Source organism: Levilactobacillus andaensis, assembly GCF_016861695.1.
GTDB lineage: Bacteria > Bacillota > Bacilli > Lactobacillales > Lactobacillaceae > Levilactobacillus > Levilactobacillus andaensis.
This window is the reverse complement of record NZ_BOLP01000004.1, coordinates 101,468-125,749: the sequence shown is the minus strand read 5'-3', so window position 1 is coordinate 125,749 and position 24,282 is coordinate 101,468. Positions and strand designations below refer to the sequence as shown.

Genomic DNA, 24,282 nt, shown 5'->3' with positions numbered 1-24,282 from the left:
GAAAAATGTTAAATCTTGGTCTGGATATCCTAGGCCTAGCTAGATTTCAATTTGGAATGACCACTGTCTTTCACTTCTTCTTCGTTCCATTTTCAATCGGGCTAGCCTTTGTGGTGGCCGTCATGGAAACCATGTATGCCATCAAAGGTGACGAGGACTACAAGAAGATGGCGCAGTTCTGGGGCAAAATGTTCCTGTATAGCTTCGCTGTTGGTGTGGTTACCGGTATCATTCAAGAATTCCAATTCGGGATGAACTGGTCCGAATACTCTCGGTTCATGGGAGATATCTTCGGCGCACCGTTGGCCATCGAAGCTTTGGCCGCCTTCTTCATGGAATCTACGTTCATCGGAATGTGGATGTTTACCTGGGGTCGCTTTAACAAGTGGGTCCACACGCTATTTATTTGGTTAGTTATGTTTGGGTCTTCACTTTCCGCATTGTGGATTCTGGCTGCTAACAGTTTCATGCAGAATCCTTTGGGTTACATCATTAACTCCAAGACTGGTCACGTTCAAATGGTCAGCTTTGGTAAAGTGATTGGGAACCCCCAACTGTGGAATGAATTTCCACATGTTATTTTCGGTGCTTTTGTTACCGCTTCCTTTGTCATCGCCGGTTGCTGTGCTTGGCGGTTACTCAAGAAGGATCACGTCGCGTTCTACCGCAAGTCTTTGAACGTGGCCTTAGTCATCGGTCTCATCTTCTCCGTGGGCTCCATTGCCAGTGGGGATATGCAAAGCCGTTACTTAATCAACAACCAGCCAATGAAATTTGCCGCAATGGAAGGGCTCTACAAGAACTCGACCAACAAAGGTGAATGGTCTGCTGTCGCTGGTTTTGATAACAAGCAACACAAGACGACTTGGTCCGTCGACGTGCCTTACGTGCTGAACCTGTTGAGCTACCACAAGACAACCGGGACGGTTAAAGGCATGAACACCATCAACAAAGAAATGCATGCTAAATACGATAAGAAGTTCGGTAGCGACATGAACTACTACGTCCCAACCAAGACGTTATTCTGGAGCTTCCGGATCATGTCCGGCGCCGGGGCACTGTTTGCCTTGCTCGCCATCGTGGGGTTGATCTTCAACCGTAAGAAGTCGCAGGCGATTATGAAGCAACGCTGGTTCCTGTACATCTTGGGCCTGTGCCTGTGGCTTCCATTCATCGTCAACACCGCTGGTTGGTTCATCACTGAATTCGGTCGTTACCCATGGATCGTTTATGGGCTGTTAACGATTGCCGACGCGGTTTCGCCAAATGTTTCCGTGGCCTCGTTACTGACGACCAACATCGTTTACTTCTTAATGTTTGCCGGCATGGGGGTCGTTATGATCGTCCTCTGCCACCGGGTCTTGAAAGCCGGTCCAGATGACGAGTTGACTGACGGTTACGCATCCAGCGACACTGACCTCGATCCTTACTCAAAGGGGGCGTTCAACCATGACTAGTCTGCAATTTATCTGGTTTATCTTAATCGGTGTGCTGTTTAGCGGGTTCTTCTTCCTCGACGGATTTGACTTCGGCGTGGGGATGCTCGTGAAGAGTTTTGCAAAAAACACGGCTGAACGTGACGTGGTTATCCGCACGATCGGGCCGCACTGGGATGGTAACGAAGTTTGGCTGATCACGGCTGGTGGGGCGATGTTCGCCTCATTCCCAATGTGGTATGCCACCTTATTCTCCGGCTACTACCTGATTCTGTTCCTGATCTTAGCCGCCCTGATTTTCCGGGGTGTCTCCTTCGAGTTCCGGGCTAATATGGAAACGGATACTTGGCGGAACTTCTGGGAATGGGCCGCAACTATTGGGAGTTTCTGTGCCGCCTTCCTGTTTGGGATGCTGTTCACCTCGATGATTGCCGGGATGCCTATCGATAAAAACGGGGACATGACCGCCCACTTTACGGACTACGTCAACCTGTTCTCCTTAGTCGGTGGGGTCGCCGTAACCGTACTGTGCTTAGTCCATGGGTTAAACTTCATCCGTTTGAAGACGGAAGGGAGCTTGCGTGACCGGGCCTTGGCTTGGAACAAGATTCTTTACCCCGTTTTATTTGCTGGTGAAGTCTTATTCGCTGTCTTGCTCTACTTCTCCACGGACTTCTTCGACAAGAAGCCACTGAGCACCACGGCTATCGTGGTGGCACTGGTTATTGTGACCTGCTTGGCTTACTGGGGTGTTCTGGGCAACCACGAATGGCTGTCATTTATCGGCAGTGGGTTAGGACTGGTCAGCGTGGTTGTGCTGATTTTCAACGGCCTGTTCCCACGGGTCATGATTGCCAACAATCCCGCTTACTCCTTGTTGATCAAGAACTCGTCGAACTCCCCGTACACGCTGCATTTGATGACGATCCTGACGTTTAGCATTCTGCCAATCGTGCTGATCTACTTCATCTGGAGCTACTGGGTCTTCTACAAGCGTTTGGCATCACCAAAGCAAGACGCTTAACATTGGCCGTCTTCGGTGGTCAGAGACTCCACCCTGTGAGGCAGACCTGAAGCCTCGAAATGCACGAGTCTTCAGGGCAACTTTGAGCCTCAAAAGTCGAGTCTCAAAGCTTGGCCAGGGTTCTAAGGCTGAGAAATTCGCTCGGTCTGAGAACCCACGCACGGGGCTCCGTGCCTGCCAGCCTACGATTCTGCGGGCGGCACAGTGTTTTGATTTAGTGATAACAATGTTGTAGGTGAGTGTCAGTAATCCTGCCTGCATAGGATACAGATGTCCATCATTACCTACAGTCGATGGTGGACGCCTGAACTGTGATTTCCATTCTTCCTGATTAAATTGGCAGACGCCATGGAAGCCGTACCGGATCGACCGGGGATGGTGGACATGGCGCCTGTTTCGTTACCGCAATACAGCGGGGCCGATTACTCGAAATGCGGGCATGAAAGCAGTATCATTACTGTATGTATTGCGGTTACATAGGGTTATTCGTTTCGTTTGTGACTTGGGTGCTTGAGGTCGCAAGTTAAATTGGTTGTGCTGAGGCTAGTAGTGGATGTATATGGGAATTCTTAGCCTGCAATAAGCCGATAGCAACGTTAAACTATGCGGTAGAGTTGCTATGAAATGGCGTATGTCTCATGTATTCAACGCTTGTTGCGTCAAAGCTCAGTCTAAGCCGAAGGAGGCCAGGGATGTAGCCAGCCGTGGTAATCGTGGTAGCTGTAAGCTACCACTATGGGCGACTTTTAAGACGTGTGATTTTCACGGCTTAAAAGCGAGCGAGAAGACTGGTGTTCTTCCAGCCTGAAGCGTCCCCACAGCAGGCGGAATCCCTGGCAGCCGGAGCGCGACCATTTAGAACCAATTTGTACCTAATCTTTGAGGGGGCGTTTGGATTTGATCGATCAACGTGTGTTTAAGTTTCCCGGGGTGAAACCGGCGGCGGCCATGATGGCGGTACTGACTGTGATTCAAGCCATTATGATTATTCTGCAAGCCCAGTACCTGTCTACGGCCATCGTCCACCTGTGGAAACAACAGCCAATTGGGACCATCGTGGCCCCGTTGGCGGTCTTTGCAGTCACCTTTTTGGGCCGCCATTTGTTAACCATCTTAAAGGATTGGCTCCTGTATCCGTTTGTCGAAAAAACGACCAAGACGCTACGGAAGCAATTCATGGCGAAACTCTTTGACCTCGGCCCCAGTGTCGTGGCGGAGAAGGGAACCGGGAACGTGGTCACCATGGGCCTGGAAGGTATCGACAAGATTCAGACTTATCTGATGATGATCATCGGGAAGGTGCTCGACCTGTCGATCACGCCGTGGCTGATCTTGATTTACATTGCCGTTATTCAGTGGAAAGAAGCGCTATTTCTGCTTGCCATCTACCCACTGATCATTTTCTTCATGATTATCCTCGGTCTGGCCGCCCAAGCCAAGGCCGATAAACAGTATGCCGGCTACCAGCGGCTGTCCAATCACTTTGTGGACACGCTGCGTGGGTTGCCAACACTGAAACAGTTGGGGCTAAACGAGACCTATGCCGACAATGTCTACCATGTCAGCGAAGACTACCGTAAGAAGACCATGGCGACGTTGACGATTGCCATGACCTCGACCTTTGCGCTCGACTTCTTCACTACACTGTCCATTGCGATTATTGCCGTCTTCTTGGGCTTTGGTCTGATGAACAGTACAATTCAACTGCTACCGGCACTGGTCATTTTGACGCTGGCACCAGACTATTTTGCACCAATCAGAAATTTTGCCAACGACTATCACGCCACCCTGAATGGGAAAAACGCGCTGACGGCCGTGCTGGATGTCTTGCAGCGTGAGACGCCTAGCGACCGGGAGTTATTACCCGACCGCGACCCCGTTTGGCAGGCCGATGATGCGCTTAAATTTAACCACGTGAACGTTGGTTACAGCGCCGATGACACCACGTTACAAGACATTAGCTTTGATGTGCACGGTTTCCAGAAGGTCGGCATCATTGGGGCGTCTGGGTCCGGGAAATCAACATTGATCAACACACTGGGCGGCTTCTTAAGTCCCCAGGCTGGTGACATCAACGTGCGCGGAACGCAGGTGCCTCACCTCGACCAAAAGACTTGGCAACGCAGTTTCGTTTACATTCCGCAGGCGCCATACCTGTTCCACGCGAGCCTACGGGACAACCTGGCGTTCTATTCACCGGACGCCGACGATGCTGCGGTCAACGCCGCGGCGGCGAAGGCGGGGTTGACCGATTGGATCGCCACGTTGCCTGATGGCTTAGACACGCCAATTGGGGAAGGCGCGCGGGGTGTCAGTGGGGGCCAAGCGCAACGGATCGCGTTGGCACGGGCCTTTCTGGACGACTCGCGGCGAATCTTACTCTTCGATGAACCGACCGCTCATTTGGACATCGAGACCGAGGTCGAGTTGAAACAGACCATGTTACCGGTCTTTGACCACCATCTGGTCTTCTTCGCGACCCACCGGCTCCACTGGATGAACGAGATGGATTACATCTTGGTCATGGACCACGGCAAAATCGTCGAACAGGGGACACCAGCCGAGTTACAACAGCACAACGGGGCTTACGTCCGGTTGCGGTCAGAAATGGAAGGGGCGACGGTCAAATGAAAGGGTTCTTTGCGACATTTAAGAACGATCACTGGGTCATGCCCTACCTGCGGCGCTACCGGAAATTGCTGGCGCTGGTGCTGTTCCTAGGGTTTATGACGTACTTCTGTGGGGCGGCGCTGATGTTTAACTCCGGTTACCTGATCAGTCGGGCGGCCACGCATCCCTACAACATCTTGATGATTTATGTGCCCATCGTCTTGGCGCGAGCCTTCGGGATTGGCCGGCCGGCTTTTCGCTACGCGGAACGGCTGACCAGCCATAACTGGGTGCTGCGCATCGTTTCCGACTTCCGTAAGCGACTTTACCAGGCCGTTGAAAAGCAAGCGGTTGCGATTCGCCAGACGCACCAGACGGGGGATGTCCTCAGTATTTTAGCCGAGGATATCGACCACATTGAAAATTTATACTTACGAACCGTTTTCCCACTGGTCATTGGCTGGTTGCTGTACCTGTTCGTGGTCATTGGTATCGGCTACTTTAGCTGGCCATTTGGCCTATTGATGCTGTTACTGCTGGGGGTCATCGTTATTGTGATGCCGCTGCTTTCCGTGGCCGTTAACGGTCGGCGGGAATTTCAGGCGCGGCAGGTTCAACGGCAGTTCTACACGCAGTTGACTGACGCCGTCTTGGGGTTGGGTGATTGGCTGATTTCCGGTCGGCGCCATGATTTTTTGGAACAACAGGATGCGCCCATCGACGAGATTGCCTCGCTCCGGCGTGCCGACCACCATTTTCAGTGGTGGCGTAACTTTGCCATCCAATTCGTCTTTGGTGCGGCGGTGATTTTCCTGGTCTGGTGGGCCGGCGTCATGTTCACTCACAACCAGGCCGAAGCCAACTGGGTCGCCGCGTTCGGCCTGGCCCTATTTCCAACGGTCGAACCCTTTTCTGAAATGAGTCAGGGGGTCAGCGAATGGCCGGTCTATCGCGATTCAATCCAACGGGTCAACGCGCTGGACGAGAACGAGCCGGTCAAAGTTGCCCAGACGGAAATTGGTGCGCTGGAGGAGCTGAAACTCGACCACGTCCAATTTACCTATGATGGCGCGCAACGGCAGGTCATTGACGACTTGTCGCTGACGCTACATCCGGGCGAAAAGCTGGCCTTACTGGGCCCAAGTGGTACCGGGAAGAGCACGCTGCTGAAATTGATCTTAGGCGATGAACGGCCGTCGAGTGGGAGCGTCACGTTAAATGGCGAGTCCATCGCGCGGTTACAGGATCAACGCGCGCAACTCTTTGGCGTGCTCGACCAGCAACCCTACCTGTTCAACACGACAGTCATGAATAACGTTCGGCTGGGTAATTTAAACGCTACGGACGACGAGGTCCGCGCTGCCATCAAGGCCGTTGAACTGGACGACCTGATTGCGAGCTTGCCGGAAGGGTACAACACGCAGGTCAAAGAGGCCGGGAGCCGCTTCTCCGGTGGGGAACGGCAGCGGTTGTCACTGGCACGGATTCTGTTGCAGGATGCGCCAATTATCATCCTGGACGAACCCACGGTCAGTCTGGACCCGATTACCGAACAACACTTGCTGGATACGGTCTTTAGCGTGTTGCATGATAAGACAATTATCTGGGTCACGCACCACCTGGCGGGCATCAATCATGTCGACCAGGTCCGCTTCATTGAGGACGGCCACTTCGATATGCAAGGGACGCCAGACGAGTTGTACCGTGACAATGCGCGGTTCCGGTCGTTGTATGACTTGGACCGTGGTCGGTAGGGATTAGAGAAATGCTATAGTTGAAAAGGAAGGTCAACGCTGAGTGAATGGCGTTGGCCTTCCTTTTGTTTGGGTGATTGGTTATGGGGCTACTTGTCTTTAGAGAAATCAAATTTGGGGTGAAATAGAAAGCAAAGCGATTCACTAGTTTAGGTGTTTTCAAGCCAATCCTGTAATACCGTCAATTTGCTATGGACGCCTATGTGACTATGATATGATGGCTAACAGGAGGTAGTAGTTATGCAAAAAAATCTTAAAACAGCCGATCGGAGAACTTTAAATGAGATAGAGAAATTGTTGGTTATCAAACTCAATTGTTCGTTGGCTGAGGCGAAGCAACTATCTTCCAAGTATGCTAAGACAATTAATAGTTGGTATACAGATTTTGTGAATCAAGAAAGCCAACATCAAACGATTGATGACGTGGTGAGCGATATTGCTATGTTCGAAGGTTATGGCTTGTAATATAGTGGATTAAACAGGGGACTACCGGTATGAATGGCGGTCCCTTTTAATATGTCGATTAGAATCTATATATGAATTAGGCGATAAAAATAGCACTTACGGGTAGACTCCGTAAGTGCTATTGGTGCGGTTGAAACGGTGTCAATATGTTAGCATCCTTTTTCAACTCTCATCATATCTGTTACGCGACGGAAAGGCAATCAAACTGTCCGCCAATCGTGTTACCCGCTAATTGATTAACTTAGTGATCACGGCGCAGGAGCATCGTGGTTAATTTAGTCAAATCATCACGCGTTGTGCCAGCTGGTAATTGGGCGATGTTGGTCAGGGCCTTGTCTGTCCATTCCGTTGCGAGTTTTCTGGCCGCACCGACACCGTCATGCTGGGTCACCAGCGCTTGGACGGCCTGAATATCATCGGTGGTCATCTCGTGTTGTTTCTTCAATAGGCGATGGAAATCGTGGGGCGCCTTGGGAATCGCTAGGAGGAGGGGCAGGGAGTATACGCCGGAGCGCAGGTCTTCCAGAATAGGTTTCTTGGTCTTTTGGGGATCACCGGCGTAGTCCAGAATGTCATCAAGCATCTGGTAGGCCCGACCAATCGCCAGGCCAATTTCCCGGGTTAAGTCAGAGACGGTCTGTGGGGCACCGGCCACCATCGCTCCTTGATAACAGCTGAGGGCGAACAGTTCGGCTGTCTTACCCGAGATTTCAGCGAGGTACTCGTCTAGCGTCGTATTCTCTCGATAGTTGAGATTCATTTGCTGGAGTTCTCCCCAGAGAATCTGGTGCATGGAATCGACGTGATTCTGAACCAAATCGCGGTCAGCCGTAGACTTTAGCACCTGATTGAAGTAAACGGTGAACATGAAGTCGCCGGCATAAATGGCATTACGCTGGCCATACTTCATCTGAATCGTCCGCACACCGCGGCGTGTGGATGACTCGTCGATCACATCGTCGTGGATCAGGGTGCCCACGTGAAGAATTTCCAAGGCCGCCGCGCCCGCTTGGAGTTGTTCCGGAGTTGCCTGGTCGCCGAACTCACTAAATAAGTAAAAATATCCAGGGCGCAGGAGCTTGCCGCCGGAGTTTAAGAGCGCTAATATTTTATTGTGGATGGGCTGGTTATCCAACTGAATCGCTGCCGTTAAGTAGTTTTGTAACGCATTTAATTGCGGTTCTACCTGGGGAAATTGCCGCCAAAGTTGTCGATCCATTTTGCACCTCACTAGTATGTCCGTATACGATAAATTTTATGTTACCGATATATGGAAACGTTGTCAAATAAAGGTTATCATCGGTTTAGAAATTCTTTTAAAGGGGACGCTTATGACTGTTCAAATCTTTCTCGAATTAGTAGAAATTAAAGCAAAAATCGCGTCGGTCTGGCCATTTTTACTCGGCCTGATCTTCGTCCAAGCCAACTTTCAACACATCAACTGGGGAGTGACCATTCTATTCTTCGTGGCGATGCTTCTATTTAACATGGCCGTCGACATCAACGACAACTACCAGGATTACACGAAAGCCGGTAATCAGGCCGCGGAGTGGAAGAAAAACACCAATATTATTGGGGTCAACCACTTGGCCGTTCACCGGATCTTTGCGTTGATGGTAAGCATGGCAGCGGTAGCCGGCGTCATCGGGTTGTATTTAGTCTGGGTGACCGGTTGGCCGCTACTGATCATGGGGATGTTCTGTTTTTTAGTTGGCTATCTTTACGCTGGCGGCCCCAAGCCGTTATCGGGCACGCCAACCGGGGAATTTTTCGCCGGCTTCACCATGGGCTACATGATCATGCTAATTACCGTTTACCTGAACCTATATCAAACAAATCAGTTCACCGGTTTGTTAATGGCGCGGGTATTACTAGCGTCTGGAATCGCGATTGCCGCAATTGCCGCCTTACTGCTGGCCAATAATATCTGTGACGCCAAGGAAGACCTTGATTTAAATCGCAAGACCATCGTCTATTATTTGGGCAAACGAGGGGCCCTCTGGTTATTTGCCAGTTTCTACGTGCTTGGTTACCTGTCACTGATCGTCAGTGTGGCTATCGGTGACTTGCCGCGCTGGTCGTTACTGGCCCTGCTGAGTATCCCACTGATTTACCGCAATGTGCAAGGTTTATTTCGTGTTCAGGTCAAAAAGGAAACGTTCATTCTCGCCGTTCGCAGCTTGGGGATTCTCGCGTTGACCACGGTGGTTGCTGAGGCTCTCGGCTTGTGGTGGGGTTAAGCATTCGTAAATGTCGATGGCTTCCCGTTGTGTTTTTAAGGTTCAGTCAGGTACAATAAAAAGAAACACCTGCTTTGTCGTTGGTTTTCGCCTTACCGGTCGCTTGCGATTGCCAAACATTCCAGCCGGTGGGGACCGGTCAAAGCCTGTGAAGCGGTCTTTGACCTCGCTTTGAAGCCGCGCTAAGACCGCGAGTCTCCAAAGACGTCCCGTGGCGTAAGCCGGGAAAATTCCCCGACTAACGCCACCGACACGGGCCTACATGTTTGGCCTCCTCCGGCGAAGATTGTCGGTCATAATTGCTAAAGTTGTCTGGTAAATGAACGGACTACTAGTTGGGATTTGGTGGCGTTGGTACGAACCAGTGTCAGCCGTGAGGGCGGTGAGAAATGAGCTCAGCCGTGGCACTGCCTTAGCGAAGTGGTCTACTTCGGTTAGGCAGAACCGAGTTTTGAGACCTGTTCTTTGGGCTCAAAATCGTGTTCACAGCGTTCCAGCTCATTTCTCACCGCCCGGTAAGGCGAAAGCTAAGTACCACATGGCAGGTGAATCAAAGATGGAGGTTCGTTTGCAATGAAACTATTAGAGGATCGGATTCGTCAAGACGGGACTGTGCTTCCCGGCAACGTCCTTAAGGTCGATAACTTTTTGAACCACCAGATTGATCCACAATTGATGGACGAATTGGGCGCCGAATTTGCGCGGCGGTTTAAGGATGCCGGCATCACTAAAATTTTGACGGTGGAATCATCCGGCATTGCACCGGCCGTCATGGCGGGGCTGCACATGGGAGTGCCCGTGATTTTCGCGCGGAAGCACAAGAGTTTGACGTTGACCGATAACTTATACACGGCGAAGGTTTATTCCTATACCAAACAGGTCAACAACGATATTTCTATCGACCGGCGTTTCCTGGAGCCGGAAGAAAAAGTGTTGATCATCGATGACTTCTTAGCCAACGGCCAGGCCGTGCAAGGACTCCTAGACATCGCGGCCACCGCTAATATCAAGGTGGCCGGTGTGGGGGTCGTCATCGAGAAACGATTCCAAAAGGGTCATAAAATGGTCGAAGACGCTGGTATTCAACTCGAAGCGTTGGCCAGCATTGCGTCATTTGAAGATGGCCAGGTGATCTTCGCTACTGATAAATAAAATGCTAGACTTGTTTAATTATTGCCAAGACTTTAAAATGAAAGTAGTAAACCATTGCAGTGTTTAACGGAAAGATTATTAAACTTTAAGCGAGAAAGTAGGGAGTAAAATTGGCGAACACGGTCTTATATCCTGGAGATACGATTGGGGTGGTTGGTAGCAGTGCCAACGCCGCAATGTTAGTGACAACGGCCCGGAAGATGGGGCTGCGCGTTGGGGCGTACGGCGCGGATGAAACGAGCGAAGCGCTACAATTGGCCGATTTCAAGGCAGTTGGTTCAGCGAAGGACCGCGATAAACTGCAGCATTTTGCTGAGAGCTGTGCGGCTATCGTGTACGACTCGGATCGGGTCAGCACCGATGTCATCAAATTTTTGGCGCAGTTTACCCGGATTCCGCAGGGCAGTGACATGTTGGAAATGATGCAAGACCGGCTGTTGGAGCGGGCTTTCTTCGAACAACTCAACGTGAATATTGCGCCCTATGCCACCATCATCAACCTCGATGACGTCTACCAGTCCGTCAATTCTATTGGCTACCCGTGTGTGTTAAAGCCCATTCAAAAGGAATGGTCACACGGCCGTGAACTGGTCATCAAGACTCAAACGGATATCGCGAAGGCCGCCGGTTTGTTAGACTGGGGGACGTACATTCTCGAATCTCAAGTTGCCTATGATCGCGAGTATTCGATTCTCGTGGCACGGGATCAAGACGGCAATCAGCAGGCATTTCCAATTACGGAGGTCCAGTCCGTTGACGACCGGCCTATCCGCACTTGGGTGCCCGCACAGGTCGATGACGCCGTTGCCGGTGAAATCCATCGGGTGGCCAGTGAAGTCGCTAAGAACGTCAGCTACGTGGGTGTTTTCGAGGTATCCTTCTACTTGACTAGTAGTGGGGCGATTTACGTGAAAAAAATCGTACCGGCACCTAGTGAAACGGGTTACGTCTTCGCAGCCGCCGCAACGGTCGATGAGTTCTCCGAACACTTGCGGGCCATTGCTGGCTTGCCGTTGGCTGAACCGCAGATTTTGACGCCAGCCGTGACGGCTTCATTTACCGCCGGTCAGTTGAACGCCATGCGGACGCAGTGGCAATTGAAGGCCAACTGGCACTTCAACTTCTATCACCTGCGTCACCAGCAAGACAACGAGACGATGGGGCACATCGCCGTTCAGGGGCCGTCAGTGAAGCCGATTTTGGATCAGCTTGACGACACCGGCATCTGGTCGGAAAACGCGGATAACGCAGAATAAGTTAAATAAAGTACGAAACACTGGGCGCTGTAGAATTCTCAAGTGAGAGTCCTTCTACAGCGCCCTTTATGTGGCTTTTAAGCGGTGGAATATCAGAATGTTTATCGTATTTTGGACGGGTATTTGTTAAGCTTAATGCGTAAATGCGTAAATGCGTAAATGCGTAAATGCGTAGATGCGTAAATAGAATCCGTTGACGACTTATTTATCTGGCCAATCCAGCAGTAGCGGGCGTCCAGATGACAAGCGGCCTGCGAGCGACAATGCTGCAGGCGAACACCACGTAAAATTTTAAAATATCGACCGGAGTCTCAGCAGAACGTATGTTTTTTTGGTATACTATTCAAGACTAATTACAGAGAGGATTGTGTTCAGGGTGGCAGGAGAAGAATTGTTAACTGGCATGAACGATAAACAAACGGAGGCCGTCCTTCAGACCGAGGGACCGCTGCTGGTGCTGGCAGGTGCCGGTAGTGGGAAGACCCGAGTGTTAACGCACCGGGTCGCCTACTTGATCGAACATAATAACGTGATGCCGTGGCGGATTTTGGCCATTACATTTACGAACAAGGCCGCTAAGGAAATGCGTGAGCGGGTCATTAAATTATTGGGGCCTGACGGTAACGATGTCTGGGTCTCCACATTCCATGCTTTATGTGTCCGTATTTTACGGCGAGACGCGGATAAGCTGGGCTACAACCGGGCCTTCACCATTGCCGATCCCGGCGAGCAACGGACGCTGGTCAAACGGGTCTTGCAACAGCAGAATTTAGACGTGAAGAAGTTCGATCCCCGTTCCGTTTTGGGTGCAATTTCTAACGCGAAGAACGCCTTACAGACGCCAGCGATGATGAAAGAAGCCGCTGGCAATCCCTTTGAAACAACGGTTGCCGACGTTTACGACAGCTACCAACGGGAACTATTGGCCAATCAAGCGATGGATTTTGATGACCTGATCATGTTGACCATCAAGCTGTTCAATCAGGACAAAGAGGTACTGGGCTATTACCAAGAAAAGTTTCAGTACATTCACGTTGACGAATACCAAGATACCAACGATGCACAGTACACTTTGGTTAACTTGTTAGCAAAGAAGCATGGCAATCTCTGTGTTGTTGGGGATGGGGACCAAAGTATCTATGGTTGGCGGGGTGCCAACATGGAAAATATCCTAAACTTTGAGCACGACTATCCTAACGCGCACGTGACGTTGTTGGAACAGAACTATCGGTCAACCAAGACTATTTTGAAGGCCGCCAACGATGTGATTCAAAAGAACGTGAACCGGAAGAAGAAGGACCTCTGGACGGAAAATCCTGACGGTGAAAAGATTTCCTATTATCGTGGGCAAAACGAAAACGATGAGGCCCATTACGTAGTAGCTAAGATTCAAGAGGAGAACCAAAAGAACCATCACGACTATGGTGACTTTGCCATCCTTTACCGGACCAACGCCCAATCGCGGGTGATTGAAGAAACCCTGGTTAAGGCCAACATTCCTTACACCATGGTCGGGGGCCACAAGTTCTACGATCGTAAGGAAATTCGCGACGTCTTGGCTTACCTGACGTTGATTGCCAATCCAGCCGACTCCATGAGCCTGGAACGGATCATCAACGAACCTAAACGGGGCATCGGGGCTACCAGCATTGAAAAGTTGCGCGATTTTGCGGACTTTAACGGCTGGACCGAGCTGGAAGCCACGCAGAACATTGCGTTGGCCACGAATCTGGGTGCCCGGATACGAAACGCCATGGAAAAATTCGGGATGACGTTGAAGGCTGTGCAGGATAAGGCGGCAACGATGAGTGTTTCCGATATTACCAATGAACTGCTGGATCAGACCGGCTACATGGCTGCTCTGAAGGCGTCCAAGAACCTCGAGGCCGAGACACGAATCGAAAACATCGAGGAATTCTTGTCCGTGACGCAAAAGTTTGATAGTGATTGGGACAATACTGACCACGACGAGGACCAGGACAACCGGTTGGTCGAATTCTTAGCTGACTTGGCCTTGGTTTCCGCACAGGATGACGTTGAAGAGGAGCCATCTGAAGTAACCTTGATGACGTTGCATGCCGCCAAGGGGTTGGAGTTCCCCGTTATCTTCTTGATGGGCTTGGAAGAGGGAATCTTCCCGTTGTCACGAGCCATGCTGGAAGACGACGAACTCGAAGAAGAACGCCGGTTGGCCTACGTAGGAATCACGCGTGCCCAGACCAAGCTTTACCTGACCAATGCTTACTCCCGGATGTTGTACGGTCGGCGTCAAGCCAACCCACAATCTCGATTTGTGACCGAAATTGATCCAGAGTTACTGCACTTAGATTACAGTGAAACCAAGTCCGGATTGACACCAAGTCGGCGCGACGTGCCATTTGCACGGCGGACGGCCAGCGCTGTGGCGAATCCATACCATGGCAAGACCGGGCGGGTCAGCGAACCCACTGGCACTGGTGCTGAAAAGGTCAGCTGGAATGTTGGCGATAAGGCCAGTCACAAGAAGTGGGGCGTTGGTACGGTGGTCAAGGTCAACGGTACCGGTGAAGACGCCGAATTAGACATTGCCTTTCCAGAACAAGGTGTTAAGCGGTTGTTAGCCGCCTTTGCACCGATCAAACGTGTTGAATAAAGAAAGTTAACGTGGGAGGAAGAAAATGACTGATCAACCCATTGATGCTTTAACTGAAGAACAGGCCGCTACTGAAGCAGCCGACTTGCGTCCCCAACTTTTGCAGTGGGGGCAACAATACTATGATGCCGATGCCCCGGCCGTTGAAGACGATGTGTATGACCGCGTCTATGCGCGCTTGGTTGCGCTGGAAACGGCCTTTCCCGCTATTGTGACGCCGGATTCGCCGACACAACGCGTGGGGGGGAGTACCCGTGGTGACTTGCCAAAGGTCACTCACGACATCCCCATGCTGTCGTTAGGCGATGTTTTTTCCATTGACGAACTCAAAGAATTTGATGAACGCTTACGGTCGAATGTTGACGATGACTTCGATTATAACTGCGAGCTTAAAATCGACGGTTTAGCCATTTCGTTGCGGTATGAAAATGGCGAATTTGTACAAGGGTCTACTCGGGGTAACGGCCAAATTGGGGAAGATATTACCGCCAATTTGAAGACGATTAAATCAATTCCGCAAACGTTGAGTCGACCGTTGACCATTGATGTGCGAGGCGAATGCTACATGCCTAAGGCCGCTTTCCTGGCGTTGAATGAACGGCGAGAGGCTGCTGGGAAGGCGCCGTTTGCCAATCCCCGAAACGCTGCGGCCGGGAGCTTACGCCAGCTCGACACGCAGGTTACCGCTGATCGTCAGTTGGCAACGTTTATGTATAACATTGCCGACTACGAGCCGTTGAACACGCGGACCCAGAGTGGATTGCTAGATGAGTTGGCCGAGCTGGGGTTCACCACGAACGCGACCTATCAGGTAGCACACAATATGGACGCCGTGGCGGCTTACATTGATCAGTATCAGGGAAAACGTTCCGACTTGTCCTATGGGATCGACGGAATCGTCATTAAAGCTAATTCGCTACCCTTACAACGGTCGATTGGCGCCACGGTCAAGGTGCCACGGTGGGCGATTGCCTACAAGTTTCCCCCTGAAGAGGTCGAAACGGTCGTTCGTGACATCGAATGGACGGTCGGCCGTACGGGTATCGTGACGCCAACGGCCGTGATGGACCCCGTTGCTCTGGCTGGGAGCACGGTTGCTCGCGCCTCCCTCCACAACCCAGATTATTTGGAAGCTAAGGATATTCGACTTGGCGACACCGTGTTGCTGCATAAGGCGGGGGACATCATCCCCGAGATCTCGCAATTTGTTGCGGCTAAACGCCCGGCGGATGCGCAACCGTATCCGGTACCAACACATTGTCCGTCCTGTGGCGCCGAATTGGTCCATTTGGATGAAGAGGTCGCGTTGCGTTGTATCAATCCGCGGTGTCCTGCGCAGCTGGCCGAGGGGATGAATCACTTTGCCTCCCGAAATGCCATGAATATTGCCGGGTTAGGGCCACAGATTGTGAGCCAGTTGTTTGACCGTAAATTGGTCGATGACGTGGCTAGTTTGTACCACCTAACGACCGACCAATTATTAACTTTAGATAAATTTGGGGAGAAGTCGGCCCAAAACCTCTTGACAGCCATTGATAATAGTCGCAATAATTCATTAGAACGTTTGTTATTTGGTTTAGGGATTCGTCACGTGGGCGCCAAGGCAGCCCGGTCGATTGCCGCTGAGTTTGGCGATATCGATCATTTAATGGCCGCCGATAGCGAAAGCATCTCTGCCATTGATACGGTGGGCGGCATCATTGCCGACAGTGTCGTGACCTACTTTGCCAGTGACCAAGTCCAACAACTGATTGCCGAGCTCCGCGAGGTGGGCGTCAATTTGACGTTTACCGGGGAGGTTCCAGCTAGTGATGGCGAGGGCCAGTTTGCTGGTCAACGGGTAGTTCTGACGGGAAAGCTGCAAGAGCTGACGCGTCCAGAGGCCACCGAATGGTTGGAACGACACGGAGCTACGGTCACGGGAAGCGTCTCAAAGAAGACGGACCTGTTGATTGCGGGCGAAGCCGCCGGTAGCAAACTGACCAAGGCCCAGTCGCTCAACGTTCCAATTTGGAATGAAGCGCAGCTGCAAGCCGCTATGGACGAAACGAAATGATGACTTTAGGAGGAAACAAGTCGTGAAACGGTTACGAACCTTTATTGCGTTAGCTGCGGTACCGCTCTTTTTGGCCGCATGTGGCAATTTAAGTAGTTCCAGTATGTCTGGAAGTTCTGGGAACAGTAAGAATGGAACTACCGAGTTGACTGGTCAGAGCAGCGATGGTGATTATGAAGGGGTCATTAAGAGTGGCCACTACCAGACGAGTAAATCGCGTGGGGTCACCAACAGCCAGGATTCAGGGAACACGTATAACCTGAAGAGCTTTGAAAATGGGATGTTGAACGTCTCTAAGAAGATGTATTCGACGAAGAAGTACGTCTTCCAAGAAGGTCAGTATTTGAGTGCCAACACGGTGCAGAACTGGTTAGACCGGAAGAGTAAGTCGAATGCGACCGGGTTAAACCCCGTCAGCAACGGCTCAACTTCCGCAACCAAGCGAAATCCCATTTACATTCAAGCCCTGGAAGAACAGGACTACATGATCCAAAAGAACAATAAGCTGACCTTGGGCGGCGTGACAATCGGTATCGCCGTGAACTCAGTGGATTACTACAAGAAGACCCAATACGGGGCCACCTTTGAAACGAAGATCGATAAAGCGACTGGTGAGGCTTACGCCAAGAAGGCAGCCAATACAGTTCTCCAACGGCTACGCAAGAAGTCAGCCTTGAAGAACGTGCCGATCACGATTGCCATTTACCGTCAGGCTTCTAACGATAGCCTGGTCGGTGGCGACTTCATCGCTTATTCCGAGAATAAGGCAGGAGCCACGAGTGTGTCGAGCTGGAAGGCCTTGGATGAAAAGAACTACGTCTTCCCAATCGAGAGTGGGTCAAGCAGTCCAAACAGTAACGATGAAACGTCCTTTACCAACTTCAAGACGCAAGTTCAAAACTTCTTCCCGAACCTGAGTGGTGTCACGGCTCAGGCTCATTACAACGGTAAGAATTTGACCGGGATGCACGTTAATATTCAGACGCAATTCTACAGTCAAACGGAAATCATTAGCTTTACGCAGTACCTACAAACTGCGGCACAAAAGTACTTGCCATCTGGGGTACCAATCGACATCACCGTATCTTCTACGGACGGTGTTCAGAGCTTCCTTTCACGTAGCACTGGCGACAAGAAGTTCTCGAGTCACGTCTTTAATAGTTACTAAACCGACTAGAGCCACAATGGTTACTGGTAGTTACGTGCTCAATATAAATTAGACTAGGTTGCTCGCTGCGCTTTTAGCAAGGCGGGCGGCCTAGTCTTTTTTAGATAATGATGATTATAGGTCGCCAATCATGGGCTGTGAGTTGCTATTTGCTAGACTGGTTTGGTATGATACAGATTCTAATCACCGAAATGAGGGGGATGCAACCCGTTGCCGCAGGCGAAAGCCAATTCGACGGGGCGTAACCCGGCTAGCTAAATGAAATTTAACAGATAATGTTTAGCCGATTCGTTACTTTGCAACTAGTTTTGCCGGTATCACCGCCATAATTTGCCAACAGAATCTTTGGCGCAAGCCAGATATATGGTAAAATAGCAATGTATGTTTATTCTCGACTGAGTCCGGGATAAACGGTGAATGCGGATAAATCAGAAAGAGGGATAATTGATGGCTAATCGAATTAATCGAGAACAAGTTCAACACGTTGCCGGTCTGGCAAAACTTGAATTTACGGATGCCGAGTTGGATGCGTTTACGCCCCAACTAGATGACATTATCGGTATGTTTGAAACGCTGAGTGAGGTCGATACTGATGGTGTCGAAGTGACCAGCAACGTTTCTGATCAACTCAACGTGATGCGTGAAGATGTCGCCGATAACTGGGGACAAAGTGCAGCGTTATTAAAGAACGCGCCGGACGCAGCACGGGGCTTTATCAAGGTACCGGCCATCATCGATGAAAGCGAGGATAACTAACAGATGAATTACTTCAAACAAGATCTCGCCAGTCTCCACGCCGATTTGGTGGCGAAGAAGATCAGCGCCAAGGAATTGACGCAGGCCACTTTTGACAATATCAAGGCCACCGATCCTAAAATCGATGCTTTCTTAACCTTAAATGAAGACGCGGCTTTAAAGCAAGCGGATGCCATTGATGCACAGGGTATCGCCGCCGACCAGCCTTTAGCTGGGATTCCAGTTGCCTTGAAGGACAACTTGGTCACGAAGGACTTAAAGACCACGGCCGCTTCAAAAATCTTAGAAAATTTTAACCCCGTCTACGATGCTACTGCCGTTAGCAAGTTAGCTAACGCCCAGATGGTCACAATCGGGAAGACCAACCTGGATGAATTTGCCATGGGTGGGTCAACGGAAAACTCCGCCTTCAAGACGACCAAGAACGCTTGGGACCAAACCAAGGTTCCCGGTGGTTCTTCGGGTGGTTCCGCTGCCGCAGTGGCTTCCGGTCAAGTGCCCGTTGCTTTGGGTTCCGATACCGGTGGTTCCATTCGGCAACCCGCTGCTTTCAACGGTATCGTTGGGATCAAGCCAACTTACGGCCGGGTTTCCCGTTGGGGCTTAATCGCGTTCGGATCTAGCCTCGATCAAATTGGGCCAATGACGCGCAGCGTGAAGGACAATGCCACGATTTTAAGTGCCATTGCCGGTCATGATGACCACGATTTGACCAGTTCCACGCAAGCTGTTCCTGACTTTGCTGCCGACCTGAATGACGCAACCAGCGTTAAGGGCCTGCGAATTGGTTTGCCTAAGGAATTCTTGGCCGAAGGGGTCGATGATGGGGTGAAAGCCGCTATCTTGGCCGCTGCTGACACTTATCGCAAGTTAGGTGCCACGGTCGATGAAGTTTCCTTACCGCACAACAAGTACGGGGTCGCTGCCTACTACATCATCGGTTCCTCCGAAGCCTCATCTAACTTACAACGGTTCGATGGGATTCGTTACGGTTACCGAGCAGACGACGTGAAGAACTTGGAAGACGTTTACGTGAAATCACGTTCCGAAGGCTTCGGCGAAGAAGTTAAGCGGCGCATTATGTTAGGGACCTTCTCCTTATCGGCTGGGTTCTACGACGCCTACTTCTTAAAGGCTGCCAAGGTTCGTACGGTCATCATCAACGACTTTAAAGCGGTCTTGAAGGACCACGACTTTATCATGGGTCCCGTTGCGCCAACTACGGCCTTTGGGATTGGCGACGAAATCAAGGATCCAATCACGATGTACATGAACGATGTCTTGACGATTCCTGTCAACTTAGCTGGCCTTCCAGGCTTATCCTTGCCTGCTGGCTTCAGTAACAATTTACCAGTCGGGATGCAACTTATCGGCCGGCCGTTTGACGAAAGCACGCTGTACAAAGCGGGTTACGCCTTCGAACAAAACACTGACTTTCATTTACAATTACCTACGTTAGGAGGCCAAAACTAATGAACTTTGAAACGACTATTGGGCTGGAAGTCCACATTGAGTTAAAGACCCATTCAAAGATCTTTAGCCCATCACCAGTTGCCTATGGGGCCGACCCTAACGCCAACACCAACGTAATCGACTGGGGATACCCAGGGGTTCTGCCAACCACCAACAAAGGGGTCGTTGCCGACGGAATCATCGCCGCACTGGCCTTACACGCCACGGTGGAAAAGCACACCCACTTCGACCGGAAGAACTACTTCTATCCGGATAACCCGAAGGCCTACCAAATCACGCAATCCGACAAGCCAATCGGTCACGATGGCTGGGTCGAAATTGACGTGGATGGTGTGAAGAAGAAAATCGGGATCGCCGAAATGCATATCGAAGAAGATGCCGGGAAGAACACCCATGAACGGGATTATTCCTACGTTGATTTGAACCGGCAAGGGACACCGTTGATTGAAATCGTGTCGAAGCCAGACATCGCTTCACCTGCCGAAGCTTATGCTTACCTGGAAGCCTTACGTCAACGAATCCAATTTACCGGGATCTCCGACGTGAAGATGGAAGAAGGGTCCATGCGGGTCGACGTCAACATTTCCGTCCGTCCTGTGGGCCAAGAAAAGTTTGGGACCAAGACTGAGCTGAAGAACTTGAACTCCTTTAACTACGTGCAACGTGGGTTGGAGTACGAAGAACAACGGCAACAACAGGTCTTGATGTCCGGTGGGGCTGTGCAACAGGAAACCCGGCGCTTTGATGAAAAGACCGGCGAAACCATCCTGATGCGGGTCAAGGCCGGCGCTGACGACTACCGTTACTTCCCAGAACCAGACTTACCAGCCTTGAACATCAGTGATGACTGGATCAAGGAACTGGGCGATGCCATGCCAGAAATGCCAACCAAGCGGCGTGAACGTTACGTCAACGACCTTGGCTTGACGGACTATGATGCCATGGTTATCACCCAGACCAAGGAAATGTCTGACTTCTTCGATGCCACGGTGGCCTTAAAGGCTGATCCAAAGATGGCGGCGAACTACCTGCAAGGGGACGTTAACGCCTACCTGAACGAAAAACAAGTCGACTTACAAGCAACGAAATTGACACCGGCTAACTTGGCTGGCATGATCAATTTGATTTCCGATGGGACCATTTCTAGCAAGATGGCCAAGAAGGTCTTCAAGGCGATTACGGATGGTGAGGAACCTAAGGCCTACGTGGAAGCACATGGCCTGGTTCAACTTTCCGATCCTGCTAAGCTGCAACCGATCATCGACGACGTGTTATCAGCCAACCCACAATCCATTGAGGACTTTAACAATGGGAAGAAGCGGGCAGTTGGTTTCTTAGTCGGTCAAATCATGAAGCAGACGCACGGTCAAGCGAACCCGCAAGTTGTCAACAAGTTGTTGATGGCGGCGTTGCAACAATAGAATTAATGGAGGCACATCATGCGTAAACGGGCACGGGTCATTTATAATCCAACTTCAGGACGCGAGGCGTTGAAGAAGGACCTGATCGATATTTTAGCGGTGTTTGAACGGGCGGGGTACGAAACGAGTGCCTACGCCACAACGCCGGCGCCAAACTCGGCGCGCGATGAAGCAACGCGGGCGGCTAAGGCTGGCTTCGAACTCATCGTGGCGGCTGGGGGCGACGGGACCATTAACCAGGTCGTCAACGGTATTGCTGGACTCCCTCATCGTCCCAAGATGGCCATTATTCCGGCCGGTACCACGAATGATTATGCCCGGGCGCTTCACATTCCGCGCGAAGATCCGTTGGCGGCAGCGAAGGTGGTCTTGAAGGACCAGACAATCAAGATGGATATTGGTGAGGCAGGTGATACCTACTTCATCAACATCGCCGGTGGGGGACTCCTAACCGAGTTGACCTACGACGTCCCATCGAATTTGAAATCGATTTTTGGTTACTTGGCCTACCTGTTAAAGGGGGCCGAGTTGCTGCCACAGATTAAGCCAATCGACATGGACCTGACTTACGATGGCGGTCATTTCCGCGGCAAGGCGTCGATGTTCTTGCTGGCGCTGACCAATTCCATCGGGGGGTTCGAACAGATTGTGCCGGATGCGGCGCTCGATGACGGGAAGTTCACGATGATCATCGTCAAGACGGCCAGCATGCCAGAAATCTTACGGCTGATGGGCTTGGTCTTAAACGGTGGGAAACACATCAACGACTCGCACATCATCTACGAGAAGACCAGTAAGGTCATTGCCCGGCCAGTTGAAGACCGGATGATGATCAACCTGGATGGCGAATACGGTGGTGACGCACCGATGAAGTTCCGCAACTTGCGGCAACACATCGAAATGTACGCCAACCTGGATGCCATTCCAGACTCCGCGGTCACCAGCGAATCTCCAGAGCTACTTGAGGCGGAACAAAATTTCGTTAAGCAAGTTGAAGAGTTGCCGGACACGGATCAAACAAAGGAAGATTAAGACGGAAGGGACTTTTGCACAACAGGCGGCAAAGTCCCTTTCTTTCACCACGATAGTCCGTTTCTATTGGCGGTCGACCGCTGTGGTGAAGGCTTTGGAAATTATAGGTGGTCGCGGTTATTGGTAATTAACCGTGTTACTCAGTCCGTTACTAATGACGATGAAAATCTATTAACCCGGTCATAGTTTCGCAGCTATCGGGTTCCAGTGGTAGACGTGGCGCCCGTTTCCATGTATGATGGCAGGTGCAGTGAAATTTGGCTCGACCGGTGATTGCAGTGGCCGGAGTCGATATTTCAGAATAAGTTGTCAAATATTGTCTTAGAACAAAAAGAATAAGCATTAAAGAAATTGAGGTTACTATGAAAATTAAAGCACCAGTAAGTAAAAACGAACAACTCGACGTATCGATTATGGATCTGACTTATCAGGGGATGGGTGTCGCTAAGGTCGATGACTTCCCACTGTTTATCGAAAACGCCTTACCTGGCGAAGAGTTGACGATTCAGGTCACCAAAGTTGCTAAGAACTACGGTTTTGCGCGCGCCATTGCTTGGAAGAGCGAATCACCTGATCGGGTCAAGGATGTCGACAAGACGTACCGCCAAACGGGGATTGCCTCTCTGCAACACTTGACTTACCCGGCGCAATTGAAGTTCAAGCAACATCAGATTGCGGAACTCTTTAGCAAGGCGCACCAAGACGTTGAGGTGGCCCCAACCTTAGGGATGGAAAACCCAACCCAATACCGGAACAAGGCGCAAGTGCCCGTTCGGATGATCAAAGGGCAACTGGAGACCGGTTTCTACCGTCAGCACAGCCATGACTTGATTCCATTGACCGACTTCTACATTCAAGATCCAGCCATCGATGCCGCCATCATCAAGGTGCGCGACTTGCTGCGTCAATTTGAAATTCCAGCCTACAACGAAATCAGTGACAAGGGTGTTCTCCGGAACATCATGGTCCGTCGGGGCTACTACAGTCACGAAATGATGATCGTCCTCATCAGCCGGACGCAAAAGATTCCAAGTCAGGCGCAACTGGTTGACCAGATTCATAAGGCTTTGCCAGAAGTGACAAGTATCGTGTTAAACGTGAACGCCAAGAAGACCAACGTCATCATGGGGAACGTTACCCGGGTCCTTTACGGGAAGCCAACCATCGAAGACACGTTGATGGGCTTAACGTTTGCCATTTCCGCGCGTTCCTTCTACCAAGTTAACCCACAACAAACCGAAAAGCTGTACCAAATGGCTATCGACAAGGCCGGCTTGACTGGTGAAGAGACCGTTATCGATGCTTACTGTGGTATCGGGACGATTTCATTGGCATTAGCTAAGCATGCCAAGCAGGTTTACGGGGTCGACATCGTGCCCGAAGCCATTGAAGATGCCAAGGTCAACGCTCAGAAGAACCATTTGACCAACGTGGACTTCTTCGTGGACAAGGCTGAAGACCAAATGATCCAGTGGCAAGCGGCGGGCGTCAAGCCGGACATCGTGGTGGTTGATCCGCCACGTAAGGGCCTGGCTGAAACCTTGATCGAATCCACTGCTAAGATGGGGCCTAAGAAGGTTGTCTACGTTAGCTGTAACCCAGCTACACTGGTTCGCGACGTGCAACACTTCCAAGACCTGGGCTACGTTATCGACGGCCCAATTCAACCCGTTGACCAATTCCCACAAACGCCACACGTGGAAAGTGTCACGGTACTGGTTAAGAAGTAGGACGACTTACCGCGAGAGTGATTCTTTCGGTTGTCGGTTCATTATATGAGCAAAAATGTGAGCAGTCATCTGAACCA

17 protein-coding genes are annotated in these 24,282 nt (G+C 51.0%); 16 read left to right on the top strand and 1 reads right to left on the bottom strand.

Annotated features, from left to right (window positions below; all coding sequences use genetic code 11):
- The first annotated feature begins 5 nt into the window (after positions 1–5).
- From JUF10_RS03055 to JUF10_RS03035, 5 genes are all read left to right on the top strand, one after another.
- A complete protein-coding gene (locus tag JUF10_RS03055) occupies positions 6–1,457 on the top strand; it encodes a cytochrome ubiquinol oxidase subunit I (RefSeq protein WP_203640775.1) in 1,452 nt (483 codons plus the stop codon).
- Positions 1,450–2,460, top strand: a complete 1,011-nt coding sequence (cydB, locus tag JUF10_RS03050; protein ID WP_203640774.1) for a cytochrome d ubiquinol oxidase subunit II — start codon at positions 1,450–1,452, stop codon at positions 2,458–2,460. Before JUF10_RS03055 ends, cydB begins: the two co-directional genes overlap by 8 nt.
- Before the next feature lie 897 nt (positions 2,461–3,357).
- A complete protein-coding gene (gene cydD / locus JUF10_RS03045; protein ID WP_203640773.1) occupies positions 3,358–5,091 on the top strand; it encodes a thiol reductant ABC exporter subunit CydD in 1,734 nt (577 codons plus the stop codon).
- Positions 5,088–6,824 (top strand): thiol reductant ABC exporter subunit CydC, encoded by a 1,737-nt coding sequence (gene cydC / locus JUF10_RS03040; protein ID WP_203640772.1) that lies wholly within the window; start codon positions 5,088–5,090, stop codon positions 6,822–6,824. Before cydD ends, cydC begins: the two co-directional genes overlap by 4 nt.
- Before the next feature lie 240 nt (positions 6,825–7,064).
- Positions 7,065–7,289: a hypothetical protein gene (locus tag JUF10_RS03035; protein WP_203640771.1), complete on the top strand. Its 225-nt coding sequence runs from the start codon at positions 7,065–7,067 to the stop codon at positions 7,287–7,289.
- A gap of 241 nt (positions 7,290–7,530) precedes the next feature.
- Here the strand turns inward: JUF10_RS03035 and JUF10_RS03030 are convergent, their stop codons facing one another.
- Complete coding sequence (locus tag JUF10_RS03030) at positions 7,531–8,508, bottom strand: polyprenyl synthetase family protein (RefSeq protein WP_203640770.1); 978 nt, start codon at positions 8,506–8,508, stop codon at positions 7,531–7,533.
- 112 nt (positions 8,509–8,620) lie between these two features.
- On the opposite strand from JUF10_RS03030, the gene JUF10_RS03025 reads away from it, so the two are divergent.
- From JUF10_RS03025 to rlmD, 11 genes are all read left to right on the top strand, one after another.
- Positions 8,621–9,529 carry a 1,4-dihydroxy-2-naphthoate polyprenyltransferase gene (locus JUF10_RS03025; protein WP_203640769.1) on the top strand — a complete coding sequence of 303 codons (909 nt, stop codon included), beginning with the start codon at positions 8,621–8,623 and terminating at the stop codon, positions 9,527–9,529.
- Positions 9,530–10,102: 573 nt separating this feature from the next.
- Positions 10,103–10,681 carry a xanthine phosphoribosyltransferase gene (locus JUF10_RS03020; RefSeq protein WP_203640768.1) on the top strand — a complete coding sequence of 193 codons (579 nt, stop codon included), beginning with the start codon at positions 10,103–10,105 and terminating at the stop codon, positions 10,679–10,681.
- A gap of 110 nt (positions 10,682–10,791) precedes the next feature.
- The gene (locus tag JUF10_RS03015; RefSeq protein ID WP_203640767.1) at positions 10,792–11,937 is read left to right on the top strand and encodes an ATP-grasp domain-containing protein; all 1,146 of its coding nucleotides are present in this window, start codon (positions 10,792–10,794) and stop codon (positions 11,935–11,937) included.
- 403 nt (positions 11,938–12,340) lie between these two features.
- A complete protein-coding gene (gene pcrA, locus JUF10_RS03010) occupies positions 12,341–14,569 on the top strand; it encodes a DNA helicase PcrA (protein ID WP_373301277.1) in 2,229 nt (742 codons plus the stop codon).
- A 25-nt stretch (positions 14,570–14,594) separates the two neighbouring features.
- Entirely contained in the window at positions 14,595–16,625 is a 2,031-nt protein-coding gene (ligA, locus tag JUF10_RS03005) for an NAD-dependent DNA ligase LigA (protein ID WP_203640765.1), read from the top strand.
- A 22-nt stretch (positions 16,626–16,647) separates the two neighbouring features.
- Positions 16,648–17,793 (top strand): CamS family sex pheromone protein, encoded by a 1,146-nt coding sequence (locus JUF10_RS03000; RefSeq protein WP_236008145.1) that lies wholly within the window; start codon positions 16,648–16,650, stop codon positions 17,791–17,793.
- Between the two features lie 447 nt (positions 17,794–18,240).
- Positions 18,241–18,549 carry an Asp-tRNA(Asn)/Glu-tRNA(Gln) amidotransferase subunit GatC gene (gene gatC / locus JUF10_RS02995; protein WP_125688096.1) on the top strand — a complete coding sequence of 103 codons (309 nt, stop codon included), beginning with the start codon at positions 18,241–18,243 and terminating at the stop codon, positions 18,547–18,549.
- Between the two features lie 3 nt (positions 18,550–18,552).
- A complete protein-coding gene (gene gatA, locus JUF10_RS02990; protein WP_203640763.1) occupies positions 18,553–20,022 on the top strand; it encodes an Asp-tRNA(Asn)/Glu-tRNA(Gln) amidotransferase subunit GatA in 1,470 nt (489 codons plus the stop codon).
- Positions 20,022–21,443, top strand: coding sequence for an Asp-tRNA(Asn)/Glu-tRNA(Gln) amidotransferase subunit GatB (gene gatB, locus JUF10_RS02985; protein WP_203640762.1), 1,422 nt, complete (start codon positions 20,022–20,024; stop codon positions 21,441–21,443). Before gatA ends, gatB begins: the two co-directional genes overlap by 1 nt.
- 18 nt (positions 21,444–21,461) lie before the next feature.
- Positions 21,462–22,475, top strand: coding sequence for a diacylglycerol kinase (locus JUF10_RS02980; RefSeq protein ID WP_203640761.1), 1,014 nt, complete (start codon positions 21,462–21,464; stop codon positions 22,473–22,475).
- Positions 22,476–22,837: 362 nt separating this feature from the next.
- Entirely contained in the window at positions 22,838–24,205 is a 1,368-nt protein-coding gene (gene rlmD, locus JUF10_RS02975; RefSeq protein WP_203640760.1) for a 23S rRNA (uracil(1939)-C(5))-methyltransferase RlmD, read from the top strand.
- The last annotated feature ends 77 nt before the right edge of the window (positions 24,206–24,282 follow it).

What these genes read in the sequence shown, in the direction of transcription:
- JUF10_RS03025 (WP_203640769.1), top strand. Translation starts at nt 8,621, where the DNA reads ATGACTGTTCAAATCTTTCTCGAATTAGTAGAAATTAAAGCAAAAATC.
- rlmD (WP_203640760.1), top strand. Translation starts at nt 22,838, where the DNA reads ATGAAAATTAAAGCACCAGTAAGTAAAAACGAACAACTCGACGTATCG.
- pcrA (WP_373301277.1), top strand. Translation starts at nt 12,341, where the DNA reads ATGAACGATAAACAAACGGAGGCCGTCCTTCAGACCGAGGGACCGCTG.
- gatA (WP_203640763.1), top strand. Translation starts at nt 18,553, where the DNA reads ATGAATTACTTCAAACAAGATCTCGCCAGTCTCCACGCCGATTTGGTG.
- ligA (WP_203640765.1), top strand. Translation starts at nt 14,595, where the DNA reads ATGACTGATCAACCCATTGATGCTTTAACTGAAGAACAGGCCGCTACT.
- cydB (WP_203640774.1), top strand. Translation starts at nt 1,450, where the DNA reads ATGACTAGTCTGCAATTTATCTGGTTTATCTTAATCGGTGTGCTGTTT.
- gatC (WP_125688096.1), top strand. Translation starts at nt 18,241, where the DNA reads ATGGCTAATCGAATTAATCGAGAACAAGTTCAACACGTTGCCGGTCTG.
- JUF10_RS03035 (WP_203640771.1), top strand. Translation starts at nt 7,065, where the DNA reads ATGCAAAAAAATCTTAAAACAGCCGATCGGAGAACTTTAAATGAGATA.
- JUF10_RS03055 (WP_203640775.1), top strand. Translation starts at nt 6, where the DNA reads ATGTTAAATCTTGGTCTGGATATCCTAGGCCTAGCTAGATTTCAATTT.
- gatB (WP_203640762.1), top strand. Translation starts at nt 20,022, where the DNA reads ATGAACTTTGAAACGACTATTGGGCTGGAAGTCCACATTGAGTTAAAG.
- JUF10_RS03030 (WP_203640770.1), bottom strand. Translation starts at nt 8,508, where the DNA reads ATGGATCGACAACTTTGGCGGCAATTTCCCCAGGTAGAACCGCAATTA.
- JUF10_RS02980 (WP_203640761.1), top strand. Translation starts at nt 21,462, where the DNA reads ATGCGTAAACGGGCACGGGTCATTTATAATCCAACTTCAGGACGCGAG.
- JUF10_RS03020 (WP_203640768.1), top strand. Translation starts at nt 10,103, where the DNA reads ATGAAACTATTAGAGGATCGGATTCGTCAAGACGGGACTGTGCTTCCC.
- cydC (WP_203640772.1), top strand. Translation starts at nt 5,088, where the DNA reads ATGAAAGGGTTCTTTGCGACATTTAAGAACGATCACTGGGTCATGCCC.